Source organism: Paenibacillus sp. WLX2291 (assembly GCF_046603665.1).
In the GTDB taxonomy this organism is placed as follows: Bacteria; Bacillota; Bacilli; order Paenibacillales; family Paenibacillaceae; genus Saccharibacillus.
The window spans coordinates 3,429,701-3,449,475 of the sequence record NZ_CP176755.1 but is presented as its reverse complement, the minus strand read 5'-3'; the positions used below and the strand labels follow the sequence as shown (position 1 = coordinate 3,449,475).

Below are 19,775 nucleotides of genomic sequence, written 5' to 3'. Positions count from 1 at the left end.
CTTCGTTTGGGATCGGTCAGCGGCATCATTGCCATTTGGCGATATATGCTTCTACATTGTCTTTGGTGACAAGCTCGTATGGAACCATGATTTGCTTTTGAACCGTTTGACCGTCAGCAGCGGCAACGGCAGCTTGGATTGCCTGACTGCCTTGTTCCGGTGCGTTTTGGAATACCGTTACTTGCAACCGTCCCGCTTTTACAAATTCCAGTGCGTCCATTGTGGCATCCACACCTGCAAAAATCATGTCTTTATCCTTGTTATCAAGCTGTGCCGCCAGCATCGCACCAATAATCATCTCATCATTGTTGGCGACTACGGCGTTGATCGTTGTACCGGAAGATAACCATTTTGCCATCAGCGCCATACCTTGTGCACGGTCATAGTTGGCAGTGTCTTCGAGAACGACTTTCATATTCGGGTATTTGGCGATAATATCTTTGTTGCCTTTGGTGCGGTTGATCTGAGCTTCTGTTCCCATTTCACCATTCATGATAGCGATGTTGCCTTTGCCGTTTAGCAGCTTGGCGACCGCTTCCATCTGCATCGTACCCGCAGTGGTCGAATCGGAGCCGACGTACGATGTAGCGTTGTCGACTGATTTGTAATACCGATTCACTACAATAATCGGCACATTTGCTTTGTTGGCAAGGGCGATTGATTGATCGGCACTGCTCTCATCGGTTGGAATCAGTACGATCGATTTCACACCATCACTAATAAATTGTTGAATTTGTTTCACCTGTGTTGCTGTGTCGTTCTGGGCATCCACGTAGCTGACCTGCACATTTTGCTTGGTAGCCGAGACTTTCATGCCTTGCGTAATGTAGCTGACAAATTTGTCGCTCATATCGAAGATGGCGACACCAACTTCAGCCTTGCCGCCGGAAGACGAAGTGCTGGCAGCCGTCGAAGAGGCAGGCGCAGTCGCGGAATCTGTACCGCTGGAAGTGGAAGAACAGGCAGCAAGCCAGAATACAAAGAAACAGCAAAGCGCGGACAATGAAAAGCGGCGTAATCTCATGGCGTAACCTCCGTCATCATAAAATAAATAGAGCGCTTACAATCGGTACAACCTTCGAATATCGAAAAGGAAGATATGATTGCCGAAAGGAATGTCATTTCTGACACAACGAGGTAAACTTGCACATCACTGCACGAAAGCGGTAGTATAGTCATACATCCTTTTCGAAAACCTGTTGTATACAGGCTATTCACTTGATGACTAAGTTATCGACTTATATGAAGATTTTATGAATAGACATTTCGACAAAAAAACAAAAAATCCGAAACTTTCCGCCCTGCGTATAACAGAGAAGAGAGGTCGGATTTTGCTTTATCCAGATGCGTATCATTTGCCATAGATAAGATGTATGTATTGTAGGAAAAGTTAGGATGTAAACGTTCATAGTCTTGACTCAAAATCGCATAAAACCGTGTGATATACTAGCATTATCTGCAAATTGTGTAAAAATTTCAAACAAAGCAAAAAAACCTGTCGTTTTTGTGTTACCGAAAGGTTCAAGTGTGCCGAAATAAATGTATACCGCATTGTATGACTCCACGAATCAAGCACACTCACAAAGGAGGACGTTTATGAAGCTCCGCGCTTTGCCAGTCATTCTTACAGTCGTTGTTTCTATTACACTACTATTCGGGGGATGGTTCACCTATCGTCAGCTGACCCTTCACAATCCGCTGATGAATATTGTCAACTCTTATCCCGGTGTTAATTCAGCTCAAGTATCCATTAACCAGAAAGATGTAGCTTTGAAACTCGATCTGAAACCGGAAACGGATTTGGGTTCACTCGTTCAGACATTAAACAAGCAAAGTGCCGATATTATCGGTGCTCGTACACTCAAACTCGAAGTGGTTGACCATTCGGATGATACACTCAATCAAATCTGGGAAAACGCAATGTTTCCTGTTTCCCAGGCGATGGCTAACCGTCAATATACCGATATCCCCAAAACGTTGGAACAAATTGCCCGCGATAACAGCGGAATTACTGCCAAAGCCGAGATGGATGACCGCAATGTATATGTATCTTTGAGCAATGGGAAAGCAAGCAAATTTCTCATACTGCCACTGGGCGCTCAAGTCACAGGAGGGAATGCCTAATGCCAAAATGGACCAAAGAAGTTGTCGTCGGATTTGTACCTGTTTTGCTGATTTTTCTCGCTTTTATCGGTTATAACATCGTACCGCTGTTGCTGATTGCTGCTGTAATCGGCGGACTGCTACTATTCATGCAGATGCGAGGCGGACTTGCTGTAGGTGCCAGTCAGGAACGTGGGCGTAAGAAGAACGGTCCGACCAAGCTGACGTTTGAGCAAATCGGCGGTCAGGACAATGCCAAGCGCGAACTGCGCGAAGCACTGGACTTTCTCGTTCGTCATGATGAAATTAATAAATTCGGTATTCGCCCGCTCAAAGGTATCCTGCTAACCGGTCCTCCGGGAACAGGCAAAACGCTAATGGCAAAAGCGGCAGCGCATTATACCAACTCCGTATTCGTCAGCGCATCCGGTAGTGAATTTGTGGAAATGTATGTCGGCGTCGGCGCTGGTCGTATCCGTGATCTGTTCAAGGATGCTCGTACCCGTGCGGCACGTGAAAATAAACAAAGTGCGATTATTTTTATTGATGAGATTGATGTGATTGGTGGTAAGCGCGAAGGTGGTCAACAGCGTGAGTATGATCAGACGCTCAATCAGCTGCTGACCGAGATGGACGGCATTTATAGTAATGAAGCACCGCGCATCTTGATTATCGCCGCGACCAACCGTAAGGAAATGCTGGATAGTGCGCTGCTGCGTCCGGGTCGCTTTGACCGCCATATTCAGGTGGATCTGCCGGATAAAAAAGGTCGCAAGCACATTCTGGAACTGCACGCTGCGAACAAACCAATGGCAGATGAAGCCAATCTGGACAAACTGGCAGAAGAAGCATATGGATTCTCCGGCGCACAGCTGGAGAGTGTCATGAACGAAGCTGCCATCTATGCGATGCGTGACAATCAACAAACGATTGCCCAGCGTCATATGTCGATGGCGATTGATAAAGTAATGATGGGTGAGCGTACCGACCGCGAATCCAGTACTGAAGAGAAGAAGCGTGTTGCACTACATGAACTTGGTCATGCGATTATGGCAGAAGTTGTTCGCCCGAATAGTGTGGGTCAAGTGGCACTCAGCCCACGTGGACAGGCGCTCGGTTATGTCAGACATAATCCACAGCAGGAACAATATCTGTATACAAAGCCATTTTTGGAAGAGCAGATTATGATTGCTCTTGCTGGTTCCGCTGCTGAGGAGATGTATTATGAAGGACGTAGTACCGGATCACGAGGTGACTTTGATCAGGCGCTCAACATTGTGCAGACGATGGTAGAAGCGGGTCTGACCAAGCTGGGCATCGTTACCCTAAATATGGTGCCCAAGGAATTGCTAATGAAAGAAAGCAATCAGATCTTGGAGCAACTGGGCGAGCGTACTCGTGAATTGTTAGAGCAGCGTCGTCACATTTTCGACAGCTCCCTTGACATTTTATTGCGTGAAGAAGTGCTGTCTGGCGATCAATTTCGCGAACAGTTCAAGAAAAGTTCAAATGTACCGGCTTAATTCACAAAGCCGGTACTTTTTTTTTACTTTTCGGCTGTGCTACGGTATTATTAGATGTTGGAGATTATATAGAAGCCCGGCATTTTTCATTCATCATTTTCGCGCATTATATGTGGCGGCAATCGTTGGGAGTGGCGTTTGCCATAACCGGATTTGCTTTAAATACAGCTTGAGAAGGAAATGAAAATGTGAAGGGCTGCACGGTATCCCGCAGCATCTGTAACAAGCAGCTTGAATACCGTATTGAATATTGGAAGGGTGGAGTACACAGTATGAATTTGAAAAGAGTCGGCGTCATCGGCGGCGGTACAATGGGTCAAGGTATCGCGGAGATGCTATCCAAAAAAGGCATCGAAGTCTTGCTAGTTGAGAAAAACCAGGAGAAACTGGACAACGCTTGGTCTATGATCGAAACGAGTCTGGACAAGCAAATGGAAAAATGGGCACTGACCCAAGCGGAGAAAAAACTCATTCTGGGCAAAATCCAGAAAGTGACTCATTTTGCGGATCTCGGTTCTTGTGAACTCGTTATCGAGACAATCAGCGAAGACCCAGAAGCGAAAAAAGAAGTGTTCGCTCAATTGGATCAAGTGTGTTCCAGCAGCGTAATTCTCGCAAGTAACACATCCACACTGAGCTTGACCGAACTGGCAAGTTCGACCAAATATCCAGAGCGCGTGATCGGTTTGCACTTTATCTATCCGGTATCCAAAATTGATCTGGTAGAGATCATTCGTGGTCTGCGTACGTCTGACGCTACGTTTGAACAAACCAAGCAATTCGTGGAAGAAACAGTGGAGAAAAAAGGCATTACCGTTTACGAATCTCCAGGCTTTGTAACAAGCCGCATCATCTGTCTGCTGATCAACGAAGCACTGCACGTACTGGAAGAAGGCGTAGCTTCTGCTGAAGATATCGACGATGCAATGCGTGTCGGTTACCAATTCCAATATGGCCCACTGGAAATGGCAGACCGCTTCGGTCTGGATTCCGTCAATGCAGCGCTGGAGCGTATGTTCCGCGAATACGGCGAGCTGAAATACCGCCCGGCAATCATCCTCAAAAAGATGGTTCGTGCAGGCAGTCTCGGCGTAAAAACAGGCGAAGGTTTCTTCAAGTATGACAAGGATGGTGACCGGATATGAAAGTACTCGTAATTAACTCAGGTAGTTCCTCACTGAAATACCAGCTGTATGATATGACCGATGAATCCGTACTGGCAAAAGGTCTTGTAGAGCGGATCGGGATGGATTCGTCCATTCTGACACACAAGCCAACCGGCAAGGATGAAGTCACCGAAGTAAGCGAGATTCTGGAGCACAACACGGCAATCCGCAAAGTTATCGACAAATTAACAGACAGCGTACACGGCGTTGTATCTAGTGTTAGCGAAATCAACGCAGTCGGTCACCGCGTCGTACACGGCGGCGAGTTCTTCAAAGAATCCGCAATTGTAGACGAGCAAGCGAAAAAAGACATTCGTGCGCTGATCGATCTGGCACCGCTGCACAACCCGGCTGCTATTATGGGGATCAACGCGTCTGAGATCAACATGCCTGGCGTACCGCAGGTTGTCGTATTTGACACGGCGTTCCACCAGACGATGCCAGAACGTTCGTATCTGTACGCAATTCCAAGAGTACTGTACAACAAATACAAAGTGCGCCGTTACGGTTTCCACGGCACTTCGCACTATTATGTAAGTCATGCGGCTGCCGAGTTCTTGGGCAAACCACTGGAAGATCTGAAAATTATCACTGCACATATCGGTAATGGCGGTAGTCTGACGGCTATTCAAGGCGGCGTATCTGTTGATACATCGATGGGTATGACACCGCTGGAAGGTCTGATGATGGGTACGCGCAGTGGCGATCTTGACCCTGCTATCGTTCCTTACGTAATGAACAAAGAAGAACTGACTGTTAGCGAAGTCAACTTGATGCTCAACAAGCACAGCGGTCTGCAAGCGATCTCCGGTATTAGCAGCGACATGCGCGAAATTACGGATGGTCTGGAAAAAGGCGACCCGCATGCGACACTGGCATTTGAAATGTACGAATACCGTCTGCGCAAATACATCGGTTCCTACGCGGCAGCGATGAACGGTGTAGATGTACTCGTATTCACCGCTGGTGTAGGTGAAAACTCTGCGATTGTGCGCAAATCCGTTTGCGACAATCTGAGCTATCTGGGAGTGGAAATCGACGAGGAGCTGAACAAAATCCGTTCTGGCGATCCACGCCGCATCTCCACACCGAATTCCAAAGTAGAAGTGCTGGTTGTTCCTACCAATGAAGAGCTGGTTATCGCTCGCGATACCTACAAACTCATCAACAAATAAGAACAGCAGCCACGCATAGACAAGGGGAGAATATAGGAATGTCCACTAAAACCGTTATTAAAAAAGTCAATGAGCATATTGGCGAATCGGTAACGATTGGAGCCTGGATCAACAACAAGCGTTCCAGCGGTAAAATTCAATTTTTGCAGCTGCGCGACGGTACAGGATACATCCAGGGCGTTGTCGTAAAAAGTGAAGTACCAGAGAGTGTATGGGATGCTGCGAAAAGCCTCACACAAGAAAGCTCTCTATACGTAACTGGCGTCATCCGTGAAGAACCACGCAGTAAATCTGGGTTCGAGATGACTGTAACTGGTATCGAGGTACTTCATATTACGTCCGAATACCCGATTACACCGAAAGAGCACGGGATCGACTTCCTGATGGATCACCGCCACCTGTGGTTGCGTTCCACTAGACAGCGTGCAGTTATGGTAATCCGCGCTGAGATTATCCGTGCGGTTCAAGAATTTTTCAATACGAACGGTTTTACCAAAGTTGATCCGCCGATTCTGACACCGTCTGCGGCAGAGGATACAACGGAACTGTTCCATATCAAATATTTTGATGAGGATGCGTACCTGACGCAGAGCGGACAGCTATATATGGAAGCGGCAGCAATGGCGCTGGGCAAAGTATACTCATTCGGACCAACATTCCGTGCTGAAAAATCCAAAACTCGTCGTCACCTGATCGAGTTCTGGATGATCGAGCCGGAAATGGCGTTCGTGAACCATGAGGAAAGTCTGGAAGTGCAGGAGCAATTCGTTTCGCATGTCGTACAATCTGTACTGAAAAACTGTCGTCCAGAGCTGGAAACGCTGGAGCGTGATGTGACCAAGCTGGAAAATATCACTGGTTCGTTCCCACGTATCACGTACGATGAAGCGATTGAATTCTTGAAAGGCAAAGGCTTTGACATCCCATGGGGCGATGACTTTGGCGCGCCGCACGAAACAGCAATTGCTGAAGCCTACGACAAACCAGTCTTCATTACACACTATCCGAAGGACATCAAGGCATTCTACATGAAGCCTGATCCGAATCGTCCAGAAGTTGTACTGTGTGCTGACATGATCGCCCCGGAAGGCTATGGCGAGATTATCGGTGGTTCACAGCGGATCGACGATCCAGAATTGATGGAGCAACGCTTCAAAGAGCATGATCTGGGCGAAGCATATCAATGGTATATGGATCTGCGCACATACGGTACCGTTCCACACTCCGGTTTTGGTCTAGGTCTGGAGCGTACGGTTGCTTGGATTTGCGGTCTGGATCACGTACGTGAGACGATTGCATTCCCTCGTATGCTGTATCGTCTGTATCCGTAGGCTCTGTACTGACACAAGGATTACGGTGGAAGTATAGAAAGGGTGAACAACATGGGCGGAGAACAATGGAAATCATGGGCACAGGGCGCCGCCTATGCGATGGGCGCGCAAACGGCGAATATTCCGTATGCGCTGCTCAAATATTATCAGGCGCTTGATCTGGATGATGCGGAAGCGATGCTGCTGTTGCAGCTGTTGTCTTTCCGTCAGGTGGAACATAACGAATTTCCGACATTGGAAGAGCTGGAATGGCGCACAGGCGCAGCGCCTGCTGTTATCGCTTCCCGCATTCAGAAGCTGATGAAATCGGGCTTTATCACGATCGAAGACGAACAGGACCCGCTGACCGGTGTGCGCTACGAACGCTACGATCTAGCTGGACTGTACGTTAAGCTTGGTACAGTGCTTGCTTCTGAGCAGCAGGAGCGCAGTACAGTGATTCGTCAGGCGGAAGAAGCTGCCAAAACACCAGCGGCAAAAGAGGAAGAGCGCGAACGCAATCTATTCATTATTTTTGAAAAGGAATTTGCGCGTCCGCTTTCGCCAATGGAATGCGAAACGATCTCCGGCTGGATGGATCAAGATCGTTATGCAGAAGAACTGATTCTGATGGCGCTGAAAGAAGCAGTCTTTGCTGGTAAGCTTCATTTTCGGTATATTGATCGTATTCTGCTGGAGTGGAATCGTAATCGGATTCGCACACCGGACGATGTACGAGCGTATACACAGAAGTTCCGTCAGCGCTAAGATGAATGGTGTGTCTAAGATGAACTGTATGTTCAGTATCGCATGAGAATAAGAGAAGCAGAAGGCTGTTTTCCGTTGAGACGGAGAACAGCCTTTTTTTGCTATGAGACATACGTTGCTATGAGAAATACTTTGTTATGGGATATATGGATTAGATTATATCTGAAATTGGATGCTTGTATGTGCGATCAATAGTTCAAGGCTGAAGCCCATTTGCAGAAAAACAAAAAGGAGAAAATGCAAAAATGAAATTAAGCTTCACGATCCGTATAGAATGTTCCATATCCAATAAGCTTCAAATAGAAGAAAAGATTCGACATCTACAAATTTATGTATAAACCGACAAAATCGCTACAAATGAATCGAATATAAATTAGAATTAAATAGTTTATTGTTCGTTGTTATACGAATTATTATAATGATCAAACTTCTATTCGGAAAGACAAAAAGTAAAATATGTTAATAGTTTACAAATATATACTACAGTAATATACTGTGAATAGTCGTAATTGACATACGTTGTTATCCATTTTGGGTATCAGCGATAAGGGTAAACGAATGAATATTTGCGGAGGTGAAGCATGAAGTTTTTGTATCTGGATGGCAGTGCCAGGGAAGATGGCAATACCGCTACACTTGCTCGGCAGCTGCTGCACAACTTGGATTATAGCGAGATTGCATTACGGAATCACCACATTGAATTGATCGTTGACAAGCGTCATGATTCTGAGGGATTCACTTCCAGGCAGGATGAATATGATGCGTTGTTGCCCGCATTTTTGGAAGCCGACTATGTGGTGTTTAGTTCTCCAGTGTACTGGTACGGCATATCTGCTCAGCTCAAAGTCTTTATTGATCGTTGGTCGGAATCACTGCGTATCGTACCTGGATTTCAAGAACAGGTAAAACAAAAGAAAATCTTTCTCGTGCTTGTTGGCGGAGATGATCCGCAGCGCAAAGCACAGCCGATTGTTCAGCAATTTGAATATATCGCTGAATTTTTGGAATTGGATCTACAAGGTCAATTGATTGGTACCGGTAATAAGCCCGGAGATATTTTGCATGATCAGATTGCGCTGGAACAGGCGCGTCAAATCAATGAGCAGTTAACACACATAGAGGAGCGTGTATGATGAGCGTAACAGCAACGAAATGCCTAACTTGCGATGCCGAGGTGGAAGTGGATCAACAGACCGTGACCGGAGAGATTGTGGAGTGCCAAGAGTGCGGGCAGGAGCATGAATTCCAGTGGGTCAATGAGCAGCCGAATCTGGTGTTTGCTCCGGAAGTAGAAGAAGATTGGGGTGAGTAATGTCCAGTCGACAGGAGCATCCTAGATTGCTATTTTGCGTAACCAAGCTGCGTGAGGAAGAGCGCCGGATTTACGATGATTTAATCAAATCAGGTGTGGAAGTCGATGTATGTACGGATAACATGCAGTTGGAGCTTGCTACTATTCGTCATTACGATCTGGCACTGATCCGCTGCTTATCTCAGAGCAAGGCGCTAGAGCGTGCACAGTATATTGAGCTGGCAGGTGTACGTACCCTCAATTCCTATGAGTCGATTCGTATTTGCACCAATAAAGCATTTCAGGCGATGGTGTTCCAGCGTCGTCAGATTGCCCAGCCGGAATTTGCGATTGCATTTACGTTTGACAAGCTGTACGAATATCTGGATCGGTTTGACGGCAAATTTGTCATCAAACCGGTCAGCTCTTCGTGGGGGAGAGGGGTCACACTGATCAATGACCGCCTCACATTGGATGCCTGGATTGCCGCCCGCGAATCACTGGATCCGCAGGGCAAGGCATTGCCGGTACTTGTGCAGGAATACGTAGACAAGTCCAATTATGATATTCGTGTTGTTATTGTTGGCGATCAGCCGATTGCCGCGATCAAGCGCATCTCCCAAGACAGCTGGATCACCAATACGCATCTTGGTGCAGAGATTGAGCCAATTCAGCTCAGTCAGCCGATCAGAGAAATCAGCAAACAAGTGACTGATGCAATCGGTAGTGGCATATATGGACTTGATTTATTTTATGATCATACCCGTCGTATCTATATGGTATGCGAAGTGAATCAGAATCCCGAATTTGCCAAGTCGTGGCTGATTCATAAGGTCGATGTTGCGCAAGCTATTGCACAATACAGCATACACGCAGCGTCAGCGTCACATCATCAGGTGACCGGGTTGTCTGTACGTTAGTTGATACTAAATTCCTCTCATTGCAGATTAATCATTCTGTTTGCTGATCTTATTGGACGCTTATATATTTTATCGCTTCATACATGTATTCCATTTCTATCATTCACGAAATGAGAAGTACCCATTCCATACACAGCACTTATTGCTCCATAAATAACACTTATTGCGTTCCCATCACCTATGCCTAATCAAAGGAGAGTGGCACATGTCGTTAACGAACATCACGGAATCACCGGCAAAAGTATCGCAGAAGGACTATTTTTCAATCTCGTTTGTGCTTGCTCGCGTGCTGAATACCGGCATCATTATGAGTATCGAGAAGAATGAGAAGGAATTGAAAGGTCTGGAAAATGCGCTGTCCAAGTTATCCGGCAAAACGTATGTGAATTTGTACAATAGCTTTACCGGCGCGATTCATGGGGCGCTCTGGGGGCAGGACCTGGTGCATGGTAGTGAGACTTCGTTGCCAGCATCCGCAACTGCGCAGGAGCGGCGATTTGTAGACTGGCTTGGTGTTCGTACAGCGGAAGGGTTGGATCATCCGTATACGGTGATCGATATTAATTGGAGCAATTTGGCGCAGATTGATACGTTATTGCAGCAGCATCGTCAGGATGAGGTAATTATCGTCAATTTTACCGGCTTATCCTTCGGTCCGATTGCGACGTTATTAACAAATGATGAAACCTTGTACAAAAAGTCGGAGCGGCTCAAAATATTCGGTGCATTCGATTTGCGAACGATGTGGACGCAGACCGAGCAAGAGCTGGAGATTCAGCCGGGTGTGCAATTCAATTATCGTCTTAGTCCGCTGGTGGGAGCCTGCGTGAAGCTAGCGTTGTTACGGAGGGATAAACAACATGAAGACTGATTTTCATCTGAATCTGCTGGAACTGCCGCAGGAACAATGGGCGCATGAGCAGCTTGCGATTGAAGGTGGACGTGCGGTACTTGCACAGGCAGGGCGCAAAACAACGTTCCCGAACATTACCAAAGAAGATGTGCTGCAAATGCTGATCTCGATTCAGAAGCAGCCGCATGATGTGATCGCAGAATTTACCGAGCAGTATCGTCAGTATGTTGGTGCGAATTATGCCATTTCCACTGCCAGCGGTACATCTAGTCTGCATCTGGCATTGATCGGTGCAGGGGTGCAGCCGGGAGATGAAGTGATTTTGCCAGCGTTTACGTTTATTGCAACAGCGCAGGCGGTTGTTGCTGCCAAGGCAGTGCCGATCTTTGCCGATGTTGATCCTGATACGTACTGCCTACATGTTAACGATATTGAGCGCTTAATTACGCCGCGCACGAAGGTTATTATGCCAGTGCATGTGCATGGATTGCCTGCCAACATCCCGGCGATTCAGCAATTATGCGATCAGTATCAGCTGAAGCTGGTGGAGGATGCGTCCCATGCACATTCTGCCTCGATTGATGGACGGCTGTGCGGTTCACTAGGCGATACCGCTGGTCAGAGTCTAATGGCGGATAAGAATTTTCCAGTTGGTGGTGAAGGCGGAATTGCCTTTTTCAAAAAAGAAGAAGATTATATTCGCGCACAGCAGTTTCTGGAGAACTCTGGTATTGATTATAATATTTCGTGGATTGCGGCGGCGTTTGGTATCAGTCAGCTGCAACGATTGCCGTATTATGATGCGGTACGTCAGCGGAATGCGCATCATCTGATTGCTACTTTACATGAGACAACGCTATTTGAGGGACCGTATATCCCAGAAGGTTATGTCCATAGCTTCAATATGTTCCGTCTGCGCTTGAATGTCGATTTGCCACAATTCGCCGGGATTCCGCCGTATCAGGTAAAAGAAGCAATACAGAATATTTTGATGGAAGAAGGAGTATTCGCGCGCGAATGGCAAAATGTGCCGATTCCTGGTCATCTGCCGTTTCTCAATCGCAAAGGCTTTGGCAATCAATATCCGTTTAACCTGTATGAAGGCGGCGAATTGTCGTATGGATTGGAGCATTTTCCGAATACGCTGCATATGCTCAATACGACGCTGGCGATTTGCCGTGAATTGCGCTCACCGGTTGAGTATGAGAAGCTGCTGACGTATGAACTGGCTTTTAAAAAGTTAGATCAGCATATTGATCAGATTGCCGAATATGCTCGTAGTCTAAACAGTCAGCCACCTTATGAACGGGATGCACGGCTCGGATGAGTACATACAGGGTAGGCATACTGGGCGGAAATGGATTTGTCGGTGGCGAATTGTATCGGCTGTTAAGCGCACATCCGAATTTTCAGGTGGAATTTGTATCTTCGGAATCGCAGGCAGGTCGACCGGTTGAGAAAACGCATAAAGCGTTTCTATATCGCAAGGTCAATCCGAAGCTGACGTATAGCAAGCTGGCAGAACTGGATGGAGAGTATGATCTGATCTTTTCGGCGCTGCCAACGGGCATTTTGCCACAGCATTTGGAGCATGTGCTGAATCATACGCAGCGTATTTTCAATATTAGTGGAGATTATCGATTTACAGATAACAACGTGTTGAAACAATACTATCCGGACTCTATCTCTACTGTGAAGCAGGCGGGCAGTCATTATTTTATCCCGGAAATCTCGGAATGGAATCGCGATGCACGACTTGTGAATCTACCGGGTTGTATGGCGGTGGCTTCGATCTATTCCATCTATCCGCTTGTCCTGCATTCGCTCATTCAAGGTCATGTATTTATTGACGCGAAGACCGGTTCCAGTGGAGCAGGCAAGAGCAGTAAAGAAACGCATGCCGACCGAGTGAACAATTTTCGTCTGCACAAAGGGTTTGAGCATCGCCATCTACCGGAAATTGAACGTATTGCTTCTACGTATAGTGAGCATAAGCTGGATGTGTCCTTCTCAGCGTTCAGTCTCGATGTGGCACGCGGTATCTTCGTCAGTGCGTATTCTGTACTGCGGGAAGGGGTAGAAGAGAGCGATGTGAAAAAAGCCTTTTTCCAAGCGTACAAGTCTAAGCCGTTTATCCGCTATTCCGGTCAATCATCGCCCGGTCCCATGCTGAAAACGGTACATGGTACCAATTACGCGGAAACAGCGTTTATCGTGAAGGATAGCAAATGTCTCAGTCTCGTCTCGATCGACAATCTGCTCAAAGGAGCAGCAGGGCAGGCGATTCAAGCTGCCAACATCTATTACGACATTCCAGAAATCACCGGTTTGACGACAGAACATGAGGGGATATGGCCGTGATCAACAATCTGCATGTAATCAAGCTGGGTAGCAGTACTATTGTAAAAAGTCAGACCATTTTCGCTGAAATCGCTGACCTGTCTCGCCGGGGTGCCAAGATTCTACTGATCGGCGGCGGGGCAGAAGCGATTGAACAGAAGTTTGCCGAGCTGAATGAGCCGCTCAAATTTCTGGAATTGGAAAATGGTGATCAAGTACGCTATTGCCCGCCATCTGATATGGACAAGATCCGTCAGGCATACGAAGATCATATCTTCGCTCCTGTGCGTGCTGCCCTGCAAGCTCATGGATTGTCCGTGCTAGCACAATGTGCTGGCGATCATGGCTGGGTACTGGGCAACAAGGGCAAACCGCTCAAAGTCCGCAAAAATGGCAAAAAGCTAATTGTACGCGATTCTCTGTACGGTAGCTACACATCAGCACGGGAAGATGTGCTGCTGCAATTGCTGCATACCCATGATGTTGTCTGCTTGGCACCGCCGATCTATGATCCAGAGATCGGGCAGTACATTAACATTGATGCGGATATGCTGGCAGCTCATCTGGCGGTCGCTACACGCGCCAGTCATATACGCTTTGTTACCGGTACAGCAGGTATTCTACAGGATGTGGACGATCCGCAATCAACGATCACCGATATTTATCCGCAGCAGGATGATATTGTCGTCTCCGGGCGAATGAAGCAAAAGCTGCGCGCCGCTGAGCTGACCCTTTCACAAGGTGTGGCAGACATCGCTATTACTGGTCCACATACGCTGCATGGAACCGGGAAAACATGGTTTTGGCGCGGTAACGATCTACCGGACGATATGAAGCTATTGCATCAGGCGATCAGCATTCCGTCGGTATCTGGCGATGAAGGTGTGCTGGCTGAATTTTTACAAGAGCGCGTCGCTTCGAAGCAGATTACGGCAGAGGTGGACGAGGTCGGCAATATCGTACTCAGCAAGGGCGAAGGTCATCAGACGTTGCTGCTGCTCGGTCATATCGATACCGTTCCTTACATATGGCCAAGCACAGCAGATGATTTCCAGCTATCTGGTCGAGGCAGTGTAGATGCCAAAGGCAGTCTGGTCAATTTTATCGAGGTGCTACGTAGAGCGGAAGTGCCGCCATCGTTTCGATTACTCGTAATTGGTGCGGTAGAGGAGGAAGTATCATCGTCCGCTGGTGCCTTCTATGTCCGTGATCACGTACAGGCAGATGCTGTCATTATCGGTGAGCCAAGTGGTACGAGTAGTCTGACGCTAGGCTATTATGGATTGTTCAAGCTGCGTCTGGATGTCCGGCAAAAGCAAAAGCATTCCGCTGGGAAAGACAGCGTAAGTCCGATTGACCGTGTATATCAGCTTGCTGCTCATGTGCGGCAACAGCTGGAGCTGTACGATGCAGATCATCTATCCGCACTCATTCAGCTTCAGTCTGGTTCTGACAATGGGGATCAATATACATCGGCAATTTTGAACTTTCGTATATCACCGCAGGCACAAGCTGGATATCAGCAGCATATCACGGAGCTAGAATGGCCGGACAGTACGATTACCGTACTGCGTGATACACCGGGTTATCAGAATTCACGCCGCGACCAGCTCGTCAAAGCATTCGTTCGCGGTGCCAACGGTGTGTTGGAGGATCGTTTAACCTTTCAGATGAAAAAGGGCACCAGCGATATGAATACACTCGCGACGACGTGGACAGATATACCGATGGTTGCATACGGTCCCGGCGATGCTAGTCTGGATCATACCGATGAGGAGCATGTATCGGTAGATGAAGTGCGGCTAAGTCGCAATATTCTGCTCAATAGTATCCACACATGGTTCTCGCTCAACAGCAAGGACAAGGAGGAAACGTATGCCGCTAACCGTGAACAAACTACATGAACAGACCATTCAGGCACGTAAGCTCATTATTGATATGGCAGCAACCGAAGTCGGTTGTCATATTGGCGGCAGCTTGTCGGTAATCGATCTGCTGCTAACCAGCTTCGCACGGTATGGTCAGGATGAACGCAACCGAATTATTCTAAGCAAAGGGCATGCAGCGGCTGCATTATACAGCACACTACATGTACTTGGGCTGTTGGAAGAGAATCCGGCAGAGAGTTACGGAAAAAAGAATTCATTGTTCACCGGGCATCCGAATTATTTGCTGCCGCATATTCCGTTTGCTACTGGCAGTCTTGGTCATGGGCCTGCTTATGGCGCAGGCTGGGCGTTATCACAGCGCATTCGCGGGGAACAAGGCATCAGCATCGTTATTAGCGGTGACGGCGAATTGCAGGAAGGCAGTTGCTGGGAAGCATTACAGGTCATTGCTGCCAAGCAGATCAACAATTTTATTCATATTATCGATGTGAATGGGGGGCAAAATGACGGGCTGGTAGAGGATATTTCGCCACTTCCACATCTCGGTGATCGTTTTCAAGCATTCGGATTTGATGTTGTGGAGATCGACGGTCACGATCTGGAGCAGATTACTTCTGCACTGGAACGTAAGGCAGATCGTCCGCTCGCCATTCTCGCCCATACGATCAAAGGCAAAGGCATCAAAGCGATGGAAGGCAATCCCGCCGCCCATTATGCCAAAATCAACCGTGCTCAGGCATACAAATGGAAGGAGGCGCTCGTATGACACTGTCCGGAAGAGACGCCTACAAAGACGAGCTAACGCTGCTGGCACAGCAGGATTCGCAGATTGTTGCGCTGGAAGCCGATCTGGGTGGCAAAAAGCATCCGTTTGAACAGCAGTTTCCGGATCGGTTCTTCAATCTGGGCATTGCCGAGATGACATCTGTCGATATTGCCGCTGGATTGGCAGAGGGCGGATTCAAGCCCTTTTTCTCCACATTTGCCCCATTTGTCGCGCTGCGCTGTGCGGAGCATATCAAGCTGGCACTTGGTTATATGCGCAAAAATATCAATATCGTCAGCAGTTATGGCGGTGTATCTGGCGGCTGGTTTGGTACGACTCATCATGCGCTGGAAGATATCGGAGTGATCCAGACGTTTGAAAATATTCGTATTGCCTGTCCACATGGAGAAGAGGAGACGCGCCGCGTCATTCGAGAAGCGGCGACTTCGACGCAGCCTTATTATATCCGGCTGTCCCGTAACGATGCCTTTGACAGTATTCCGTCATTGGCAGAAGGCGACGAGCTGATCGTGGACGGTAGCTGGAATGAAGATGCACCAGTATCGCTCATTTCCATCGGCGAGCAGGCAACCGAGATGGCACTAACATTGAAAAGAGAACAACCGCAGCTGAATCATCTGCATCTGTGTTATGTGGACAAAGAAGCGCTAATTGCTAATTTGCAGCGACTGGAGAATAGCGGGGAGCAGATTGTTGTTGTGGAGGAGCATCGCCGCGCGGGCAGTGTAGGCTCATATCTCAGTCTGCTACTCCCACACAAAAAGGTATACGCGTTTACCCCCAACGAACAATGGCCCAAATACGGCGGCAGTCACAGCGATGTGCTGGAATATCTCGGATTCACAGAAGAACGATTGCGCCAGTTTATACTTGATATTCGGAAAGGAAGTCCATTATGTTCCTATCCGTATTAAAAAATGCTCAGTTTCGCAAATTCCTCATTTCCGATGTGATCTCTGGCTTTGGTGTAGGCATGGCGACGATTGGTGCCAACTGGTATGTAATGACCGAGACTGGCTCCAATCAGTATGTTGGCTTTTTGCTGACATTTAACGTGCTTGCTGGTTTTCTTGTGTCGCCGTTAGCTGGTATTATTACGGACCGCTTTGACCGGAAAAAGGTCATTTTGTGGACGTATGTACTGCGTGCCTTTTTGCTGGCATTGCTGGCGGTGTTATTTTTTGCGCAAGGATTCAGCATTCCGCTTATGTATGGCTTTGCCGTCATTAACGGGATTGGCTGGACGATCTATATGGCAGCGTCGCGCAGCTTTATTCAGGAGATTTTGCCAGAGGATGTGCTGATCAATGGGAATTCCTTTATCGAGATTAGTTTGCAGGTCGGGATGTTCTCAGCTGGAGCGGTATCAGGCATCATTTACAAATTTTACGGCTTTGAAGTCATTCTGATTATGAATATCGCGGTGTTCTTGATTAGCAGTGCGGTACTGGCGGCGATTCGTTATCAATCTATCGTTCATAGTGAAGAACGTGAGCAGGAAGGCTTTGTACAGAGCTTTCGCTCGGGGTTGCACTTTTTGCGTCAACGGAAAATCATCTTCTTTCTCGGTGTGATCTCCATTGTGCCGCTAGCTGTAACGATGCTGTACAATGTGGTGTTGCCTGCTTATGTCAATGTAACGTTGCAGAGTGATAGTATCGTCTTTGGCTTGTCAGATATGTTTTATGGGATTGGCGGGCTGATCTCTGGCTTTCTCGTGTCATTGTTCATTACGAATCTATCAAACAAACAGATGGTGTATTTGTTCTTTGTAATCGCAGTTGTCAATTTGTTCGCGCTCTATGCCAATTCGCTTGTATTGCTGCTGTATGCGGGTAGCTTCTTCCTTGGGCTGTGTAACTCGTCGCTGCGAATCGTGATGAATACGCTGCTGATGGAAAATGTACAAAAGGCATTTATGGGCAGAGCGATGGCGGTCTGGACCGGATTATCGTTACTCATTCAAGCAGGTGGTTCTTCCGGTATTGGTCTGATCATTGACCGATTCGGTGCAGGTTATGGATTCCTCATTATGAGTGCATTGATGGCATTGGGACTGATCGGATTTGGATTGATATCGACCCATGTGCAGAGTCTGACCAAAAAGGAGAGTGCAGTATGGCAAACAAACGAATAGTTTTTGTAGAGCCAAGCTTTTACGGTGTTAGCTTTGTTAAAGAAGCGAAAGCGCTTGGCAGTGACGTAGTCGTCATCGCTTCGTCCAAGGATAATCCGACCTTGTACGGATATGAAGGTCTATACGACGATCTGCTAGTTGCGGACATTCGAGATGCAGACTCCATCTATGAGGCGATTGTGAACAGTCCTTATCATGGACAATTTCAGGCACTGATTCCGGCAACTGATTATGCTTCTGCTGTAACGGCAGAGGTGGGCGAACGGCTGGGCATTCCCGGCACATCAGCGGATGCGGCGCTGAATGCGCGTAACAAAGATCGGGCAAGGCAAGTATTTGCACAACAGCAGGCGCCAAGTGCACAATTTGCCGTGGTGAGCCAATTAGACGAGGCGTTGACGGCAGCAGCAGAGATCGGTTATCCAGTCGTGCTGAAGCCAACCAATGCCGCTAGCAGTCAGGGTGTGTATTTTGTAGAAGATGAGCAGAATTTGCGACATGCGTTTGCAGAGTTGCGTGCATTTAAGACGACGTATATGGATTTTAAAGTGCGGGATGAGTATTTGCTTGAGGAATATTTAACTGGGCCGGAATTTAGTGTCGAAATTTTCCTTGATGAAGGTGAGATTGCCTTTGCGGAAATTACGGAAAAGCATACGTCCGATCTGCCTTATTTCGTGGAAACATTGCATGTATTCCCATCGTCCATTTATCAGGAGCAGCGTGATGAGATGATTCGTGTTGCTTGGCAGGCGGTCGTGGCGATTGGTATTCAGAATGGGCCTGCGCATGTGGAGCTAAAATACACACAAGCAGGGGCGAAGATTATTGAAGTTAACGGTCGTCCCGGTGGCGACAATATCACATCCGATCTGATCGTGAATGCGTATGGCATCCATGTGTTCCGCGAAACGATCCGTAAATATCTGTCCCAGCCACTACAGATTGATAAGCAACAGATTCAGGCATCTGCCATCGGTTATCTGGTTGCTGATCGCAAAGGGATCGTTGGTTCCATCACCGGATTAGAGCATTTAGAACATCCGCAGATTACGCGGTATCAGATTCAGGTGCAGGAAGGCGATTCAGTGGATATTGCTCGCAGCTCCGACGATCGGCTCGGTTATATTATCGTACAAGCAGATACACCAGAGGCTGCTCGTGATCTAGCAAAGGAACTTGTATCGCGTATTGAGATCAGCTATGCAGAAGTGGGAGAGGTTGTATAGAACACAATCGCAATAAACGGCAAAATGTGTGACAGGGATACACTGCTTGATTCGTGTATCCCTATTTTAACGAGTGCTCTATACAGATCAGATAAGTCATCATACTTATGGATAAGACAAACTGCCACATACAAGCCCCTTATACGTCGATGGAATGAGACGATTGTACGTGAAAACGATGCTATCGTGTTATGACTATAGACTACGTTTGAGATACGAATGGGATATTATACTGCAACAATTGGTATACATAATGCAGGTCAAAAGCAGCAAATCAGCAAGAA

At 47.5% G+C, this 19,775-nt stretch carries 18 protein-coding genes; 17 read left to right on the top strand and 1 reads right to left on the bottom strand.

Annotated features, from left to right (window positions below; translation table 11 throughout):
- Positions 1–25: 25 nt before the first annotated feature.
- A complete protein-coding gene (locus ACDE64_RS14675; RefSeq protein ID WP_411347317.1) occupies positions 26–1,024 on the bottom strand; it encodes a sugar ABC transporter substrate-binding protein in 999 nt (332 codons plus the stop codon).
- 572 nt (positions 1,025–1,596) lie between these two features.
- Between ACDE64_RS14675 and ACDE64_RS14670 the strand changes: the two genes are divergently transcribed.
- The 17 genes from ACDE64_RS14670 (at position 1,597) to ACDE64_RS14590 (ending at position 19,491) form a co-directional block, all read left to right on the top strand.
- On the top strand, positions 1,597–2,124 hold the full coding sequence (locus tag ACDE64_RS14670; RefSeq protein WP_411347316.1) for a hypothetical protein: 528 nt from the start codon (positions 1,597–1,599) through the stop codon (positions 2,122–2,124).
- Positions 2,124–3,626 (top strand): AAA family ATPase, encoded by a 1,503-nt coding sequence (locus ACDE64_RS14665; protein ID WP_411342879.1) that lies wholly within the window; start codon positions 2,124–2,126, stop codon positions 3,624–3,626. Before ACDE64_RS14670 ends, ACDE64_RS14665 begins: the two co-directional genes overlap by 1 nt.
- Before the next feature lie 272 nt (positions 3,627–3,898).
- A complete protein-coding gene (locus tag ACDE64_RS14660; RefSeq protein WP_411342878.1) occupies positions 3,899–4,771 on the top strand; it encodes a 3-hydroxyacyl-CoA dehydrogenase family protein in 873 nt (290 codons plus the stop codon).
- Positions 4,768–5,967, top strand: a complete 1,200-nt coding sequence (locus tag ACDE64_RS14655; protein ID WP_411342877.1) for an acetate/propionate family kinase — start codon at positions 4,768–4,770, stop codon at positions 5,965–5,967. The genes ACDE64_RS14660 and ACDE64_RS14655 overlap by 4 nt, the downstream gene beginning before the upstream one ends.
- Before the next feature lie 38 nt (positions 5,968–6,005).
- Positions 6,006–7,298 carry an asparagine--tRNA ligase gene (gene asnS, locus ACDE64_RS14650; protein WP_411342876.1) on the top strand — a complete coding sequence of 431 codons (1,293 nt, stop codon included), beginning with the start codon at positions 6,006–6,008 and terminating at the stop codon, positions 7,296–7,298.
- Between the two features lie 51 nt (positions 7,299–7,349).
- The gene (locus ACDE64_RS14645) at positions 7,350–8,045 is read left to right on the top strand and encodes a DnaD domain-containing protein (RefSeq protein WP_411342875.1); all 696 of its coding nucleotides are present in this window, start codon (positions 7,350–7,352) and stop codon (positions 8,043–8,045) included.
- 581 nt (positions 8,046–8,626) lie between these two features.
- Positions 8,627–9,178: a flavodoxin family protein gene (locus tag ACDE64_RS14640; protein ID WP_411347315.1), complete on the top strand. Its 552-nt coding sequence runs from the start codon at positions 8,627–8,629 to the stop codon at positions 9,176–9,178.
- A complete protein-coding gene (locus tag ACDE64_RS14635; protein WP_367059170.1) occupies positions 9,175–9,357 on the top strand; it encodes a lysine biosynthesis protein LysW in 183 nt (60 codons plus the stop codon). The genes ACDE64_RS14640 and ACDE64_RS14635 overlap by 4 nt, the downstream gene beginning before the upstream one ends.
- On the top strand, positions 9,357–10,256 hold the full coding sequence (locus ACDE64_RS14630) for a RimK family alpha-L-glutamate ligase (protein ID WP_411347314.1): 900 nt from the start codon (positions 9,357–9,359) through the stop codon (positions 10,254–10,256). The genes ACDE64_RS14635 and ACDE64_RS14630 overlap by 1 nt, the downstream gene beginning before the upstream one ends.
- Positions 10,257–10,461: 205 nt before the next feature.
- The gene (locus ACDE64_RS14625; RefSeq protein WP_411347313.1) at positions 10,462–11,127 is read left to right on the top strand and encodes a degT/DnrJ/EryC1/StrS aminotransferase; all 666 of its coding nucleotides are present in this window, start codon (positions 10,462–10,464) and stop codon (positions 11,125–11,127) included.
- Entirely contained in the window at positions 11,117–12,436 is a 1,320-nt protein-coding gene (locus tag ACDE64_RS14620; RefSeq protein WP_411347312.1) for an aminotransferase class I/II-fold pyridoxal phosphate-dependent enzyme, read from the top strand. The genes ACDE64_RS14625 and ACDE64_RS14620 overlap by 11 nt, the downstream gene beginning before the upstream one ends.
- A complete protein-coding gene (argC, locus tag ACDE64_RS14615) occupies positions 12,433–13,470 on the top strand; it encodes an N-acetyl-gamma-glutamyl-phosphate reductase (RefSeq protein WP_411347311.1) in 1,038 nt (345 codons plus the stop codon). The genes ACDE64_RS14620 and argC overlap by 4 nt, the downstream gene beginning before the upstream one ends.
- Positions 13,461–15,353, top strand: a complete 1,893-nt coding sequence (locus ACDE64_RS14610) for a M20/M25/M40 family metallo-hydrolase (protein WP_411347310.1) — start codon at positions 13,461–13,463, stop codon at positions 15,351–15,353. Before argC ends, ACDE64_RS14610 begins: the two co-directional genes overlap by 10 nt.
- The gene (locus ACDE64_RS14605) at positions 15,325–16,104 is read left to right on the top strand and encodes a 1-deoxy-D-xylulose-5-phosphate synthase N-terminal domain-containing protein (RefSeq protein WP_411347309.1); all 780 of its coding nucleotides are present in this window, start codon (positions 15,325–15,327) and stop codon (positions 16,102–16,104) included. Before ACDE64_RS14610 ends, ACDE64_RS14605 begins: the two co-directional genes overlap by 29 nt.
- On the top strand, positions 16,101–17,039 hold the full coding sequence (locus tag ACDE64_RS14600) for a transketolase family protein (RefSeq protein ID WP_411347308.1): 939 nt from the start codon (positions 16,101–16,103) through the stop codon (positions 17,037–17,039). The genes ACDE64_RS14605 and ACDE64_RS14600 overlap by 4 nt, the downstream gene beginning before the upstream one ends.
- Positions 17,021–18,262 (top strand): MFS transporter, encoded by a 1,242-nt coding sequence (locus ACDE64_RS14595; RefSeq protein ID WP_411347307.1) that lies wholly within the window; start codon positions 17,021–17,023, stop codon positions 18,260–18,262. Before ACDE64_RS14600 ends, ACDE64_RS14595 begins: the two co-directional genes overlap by 19 nt.
- Entirely contained in the window at positions 18,244–19,491 is a 1,248-nt protein-coding gene (locus ACDE64_RS14590) for an ATP-grasp domain-containing protein (protein ID WP_411347306.1), read from the top strand. Before ACDE64_RS14595 ends, ACDE64_RS14590 begins: the two co-directional genes overlap by 19 nt.
- Positions 19,492–19,775: the final 284 nt, after the last annotated feature.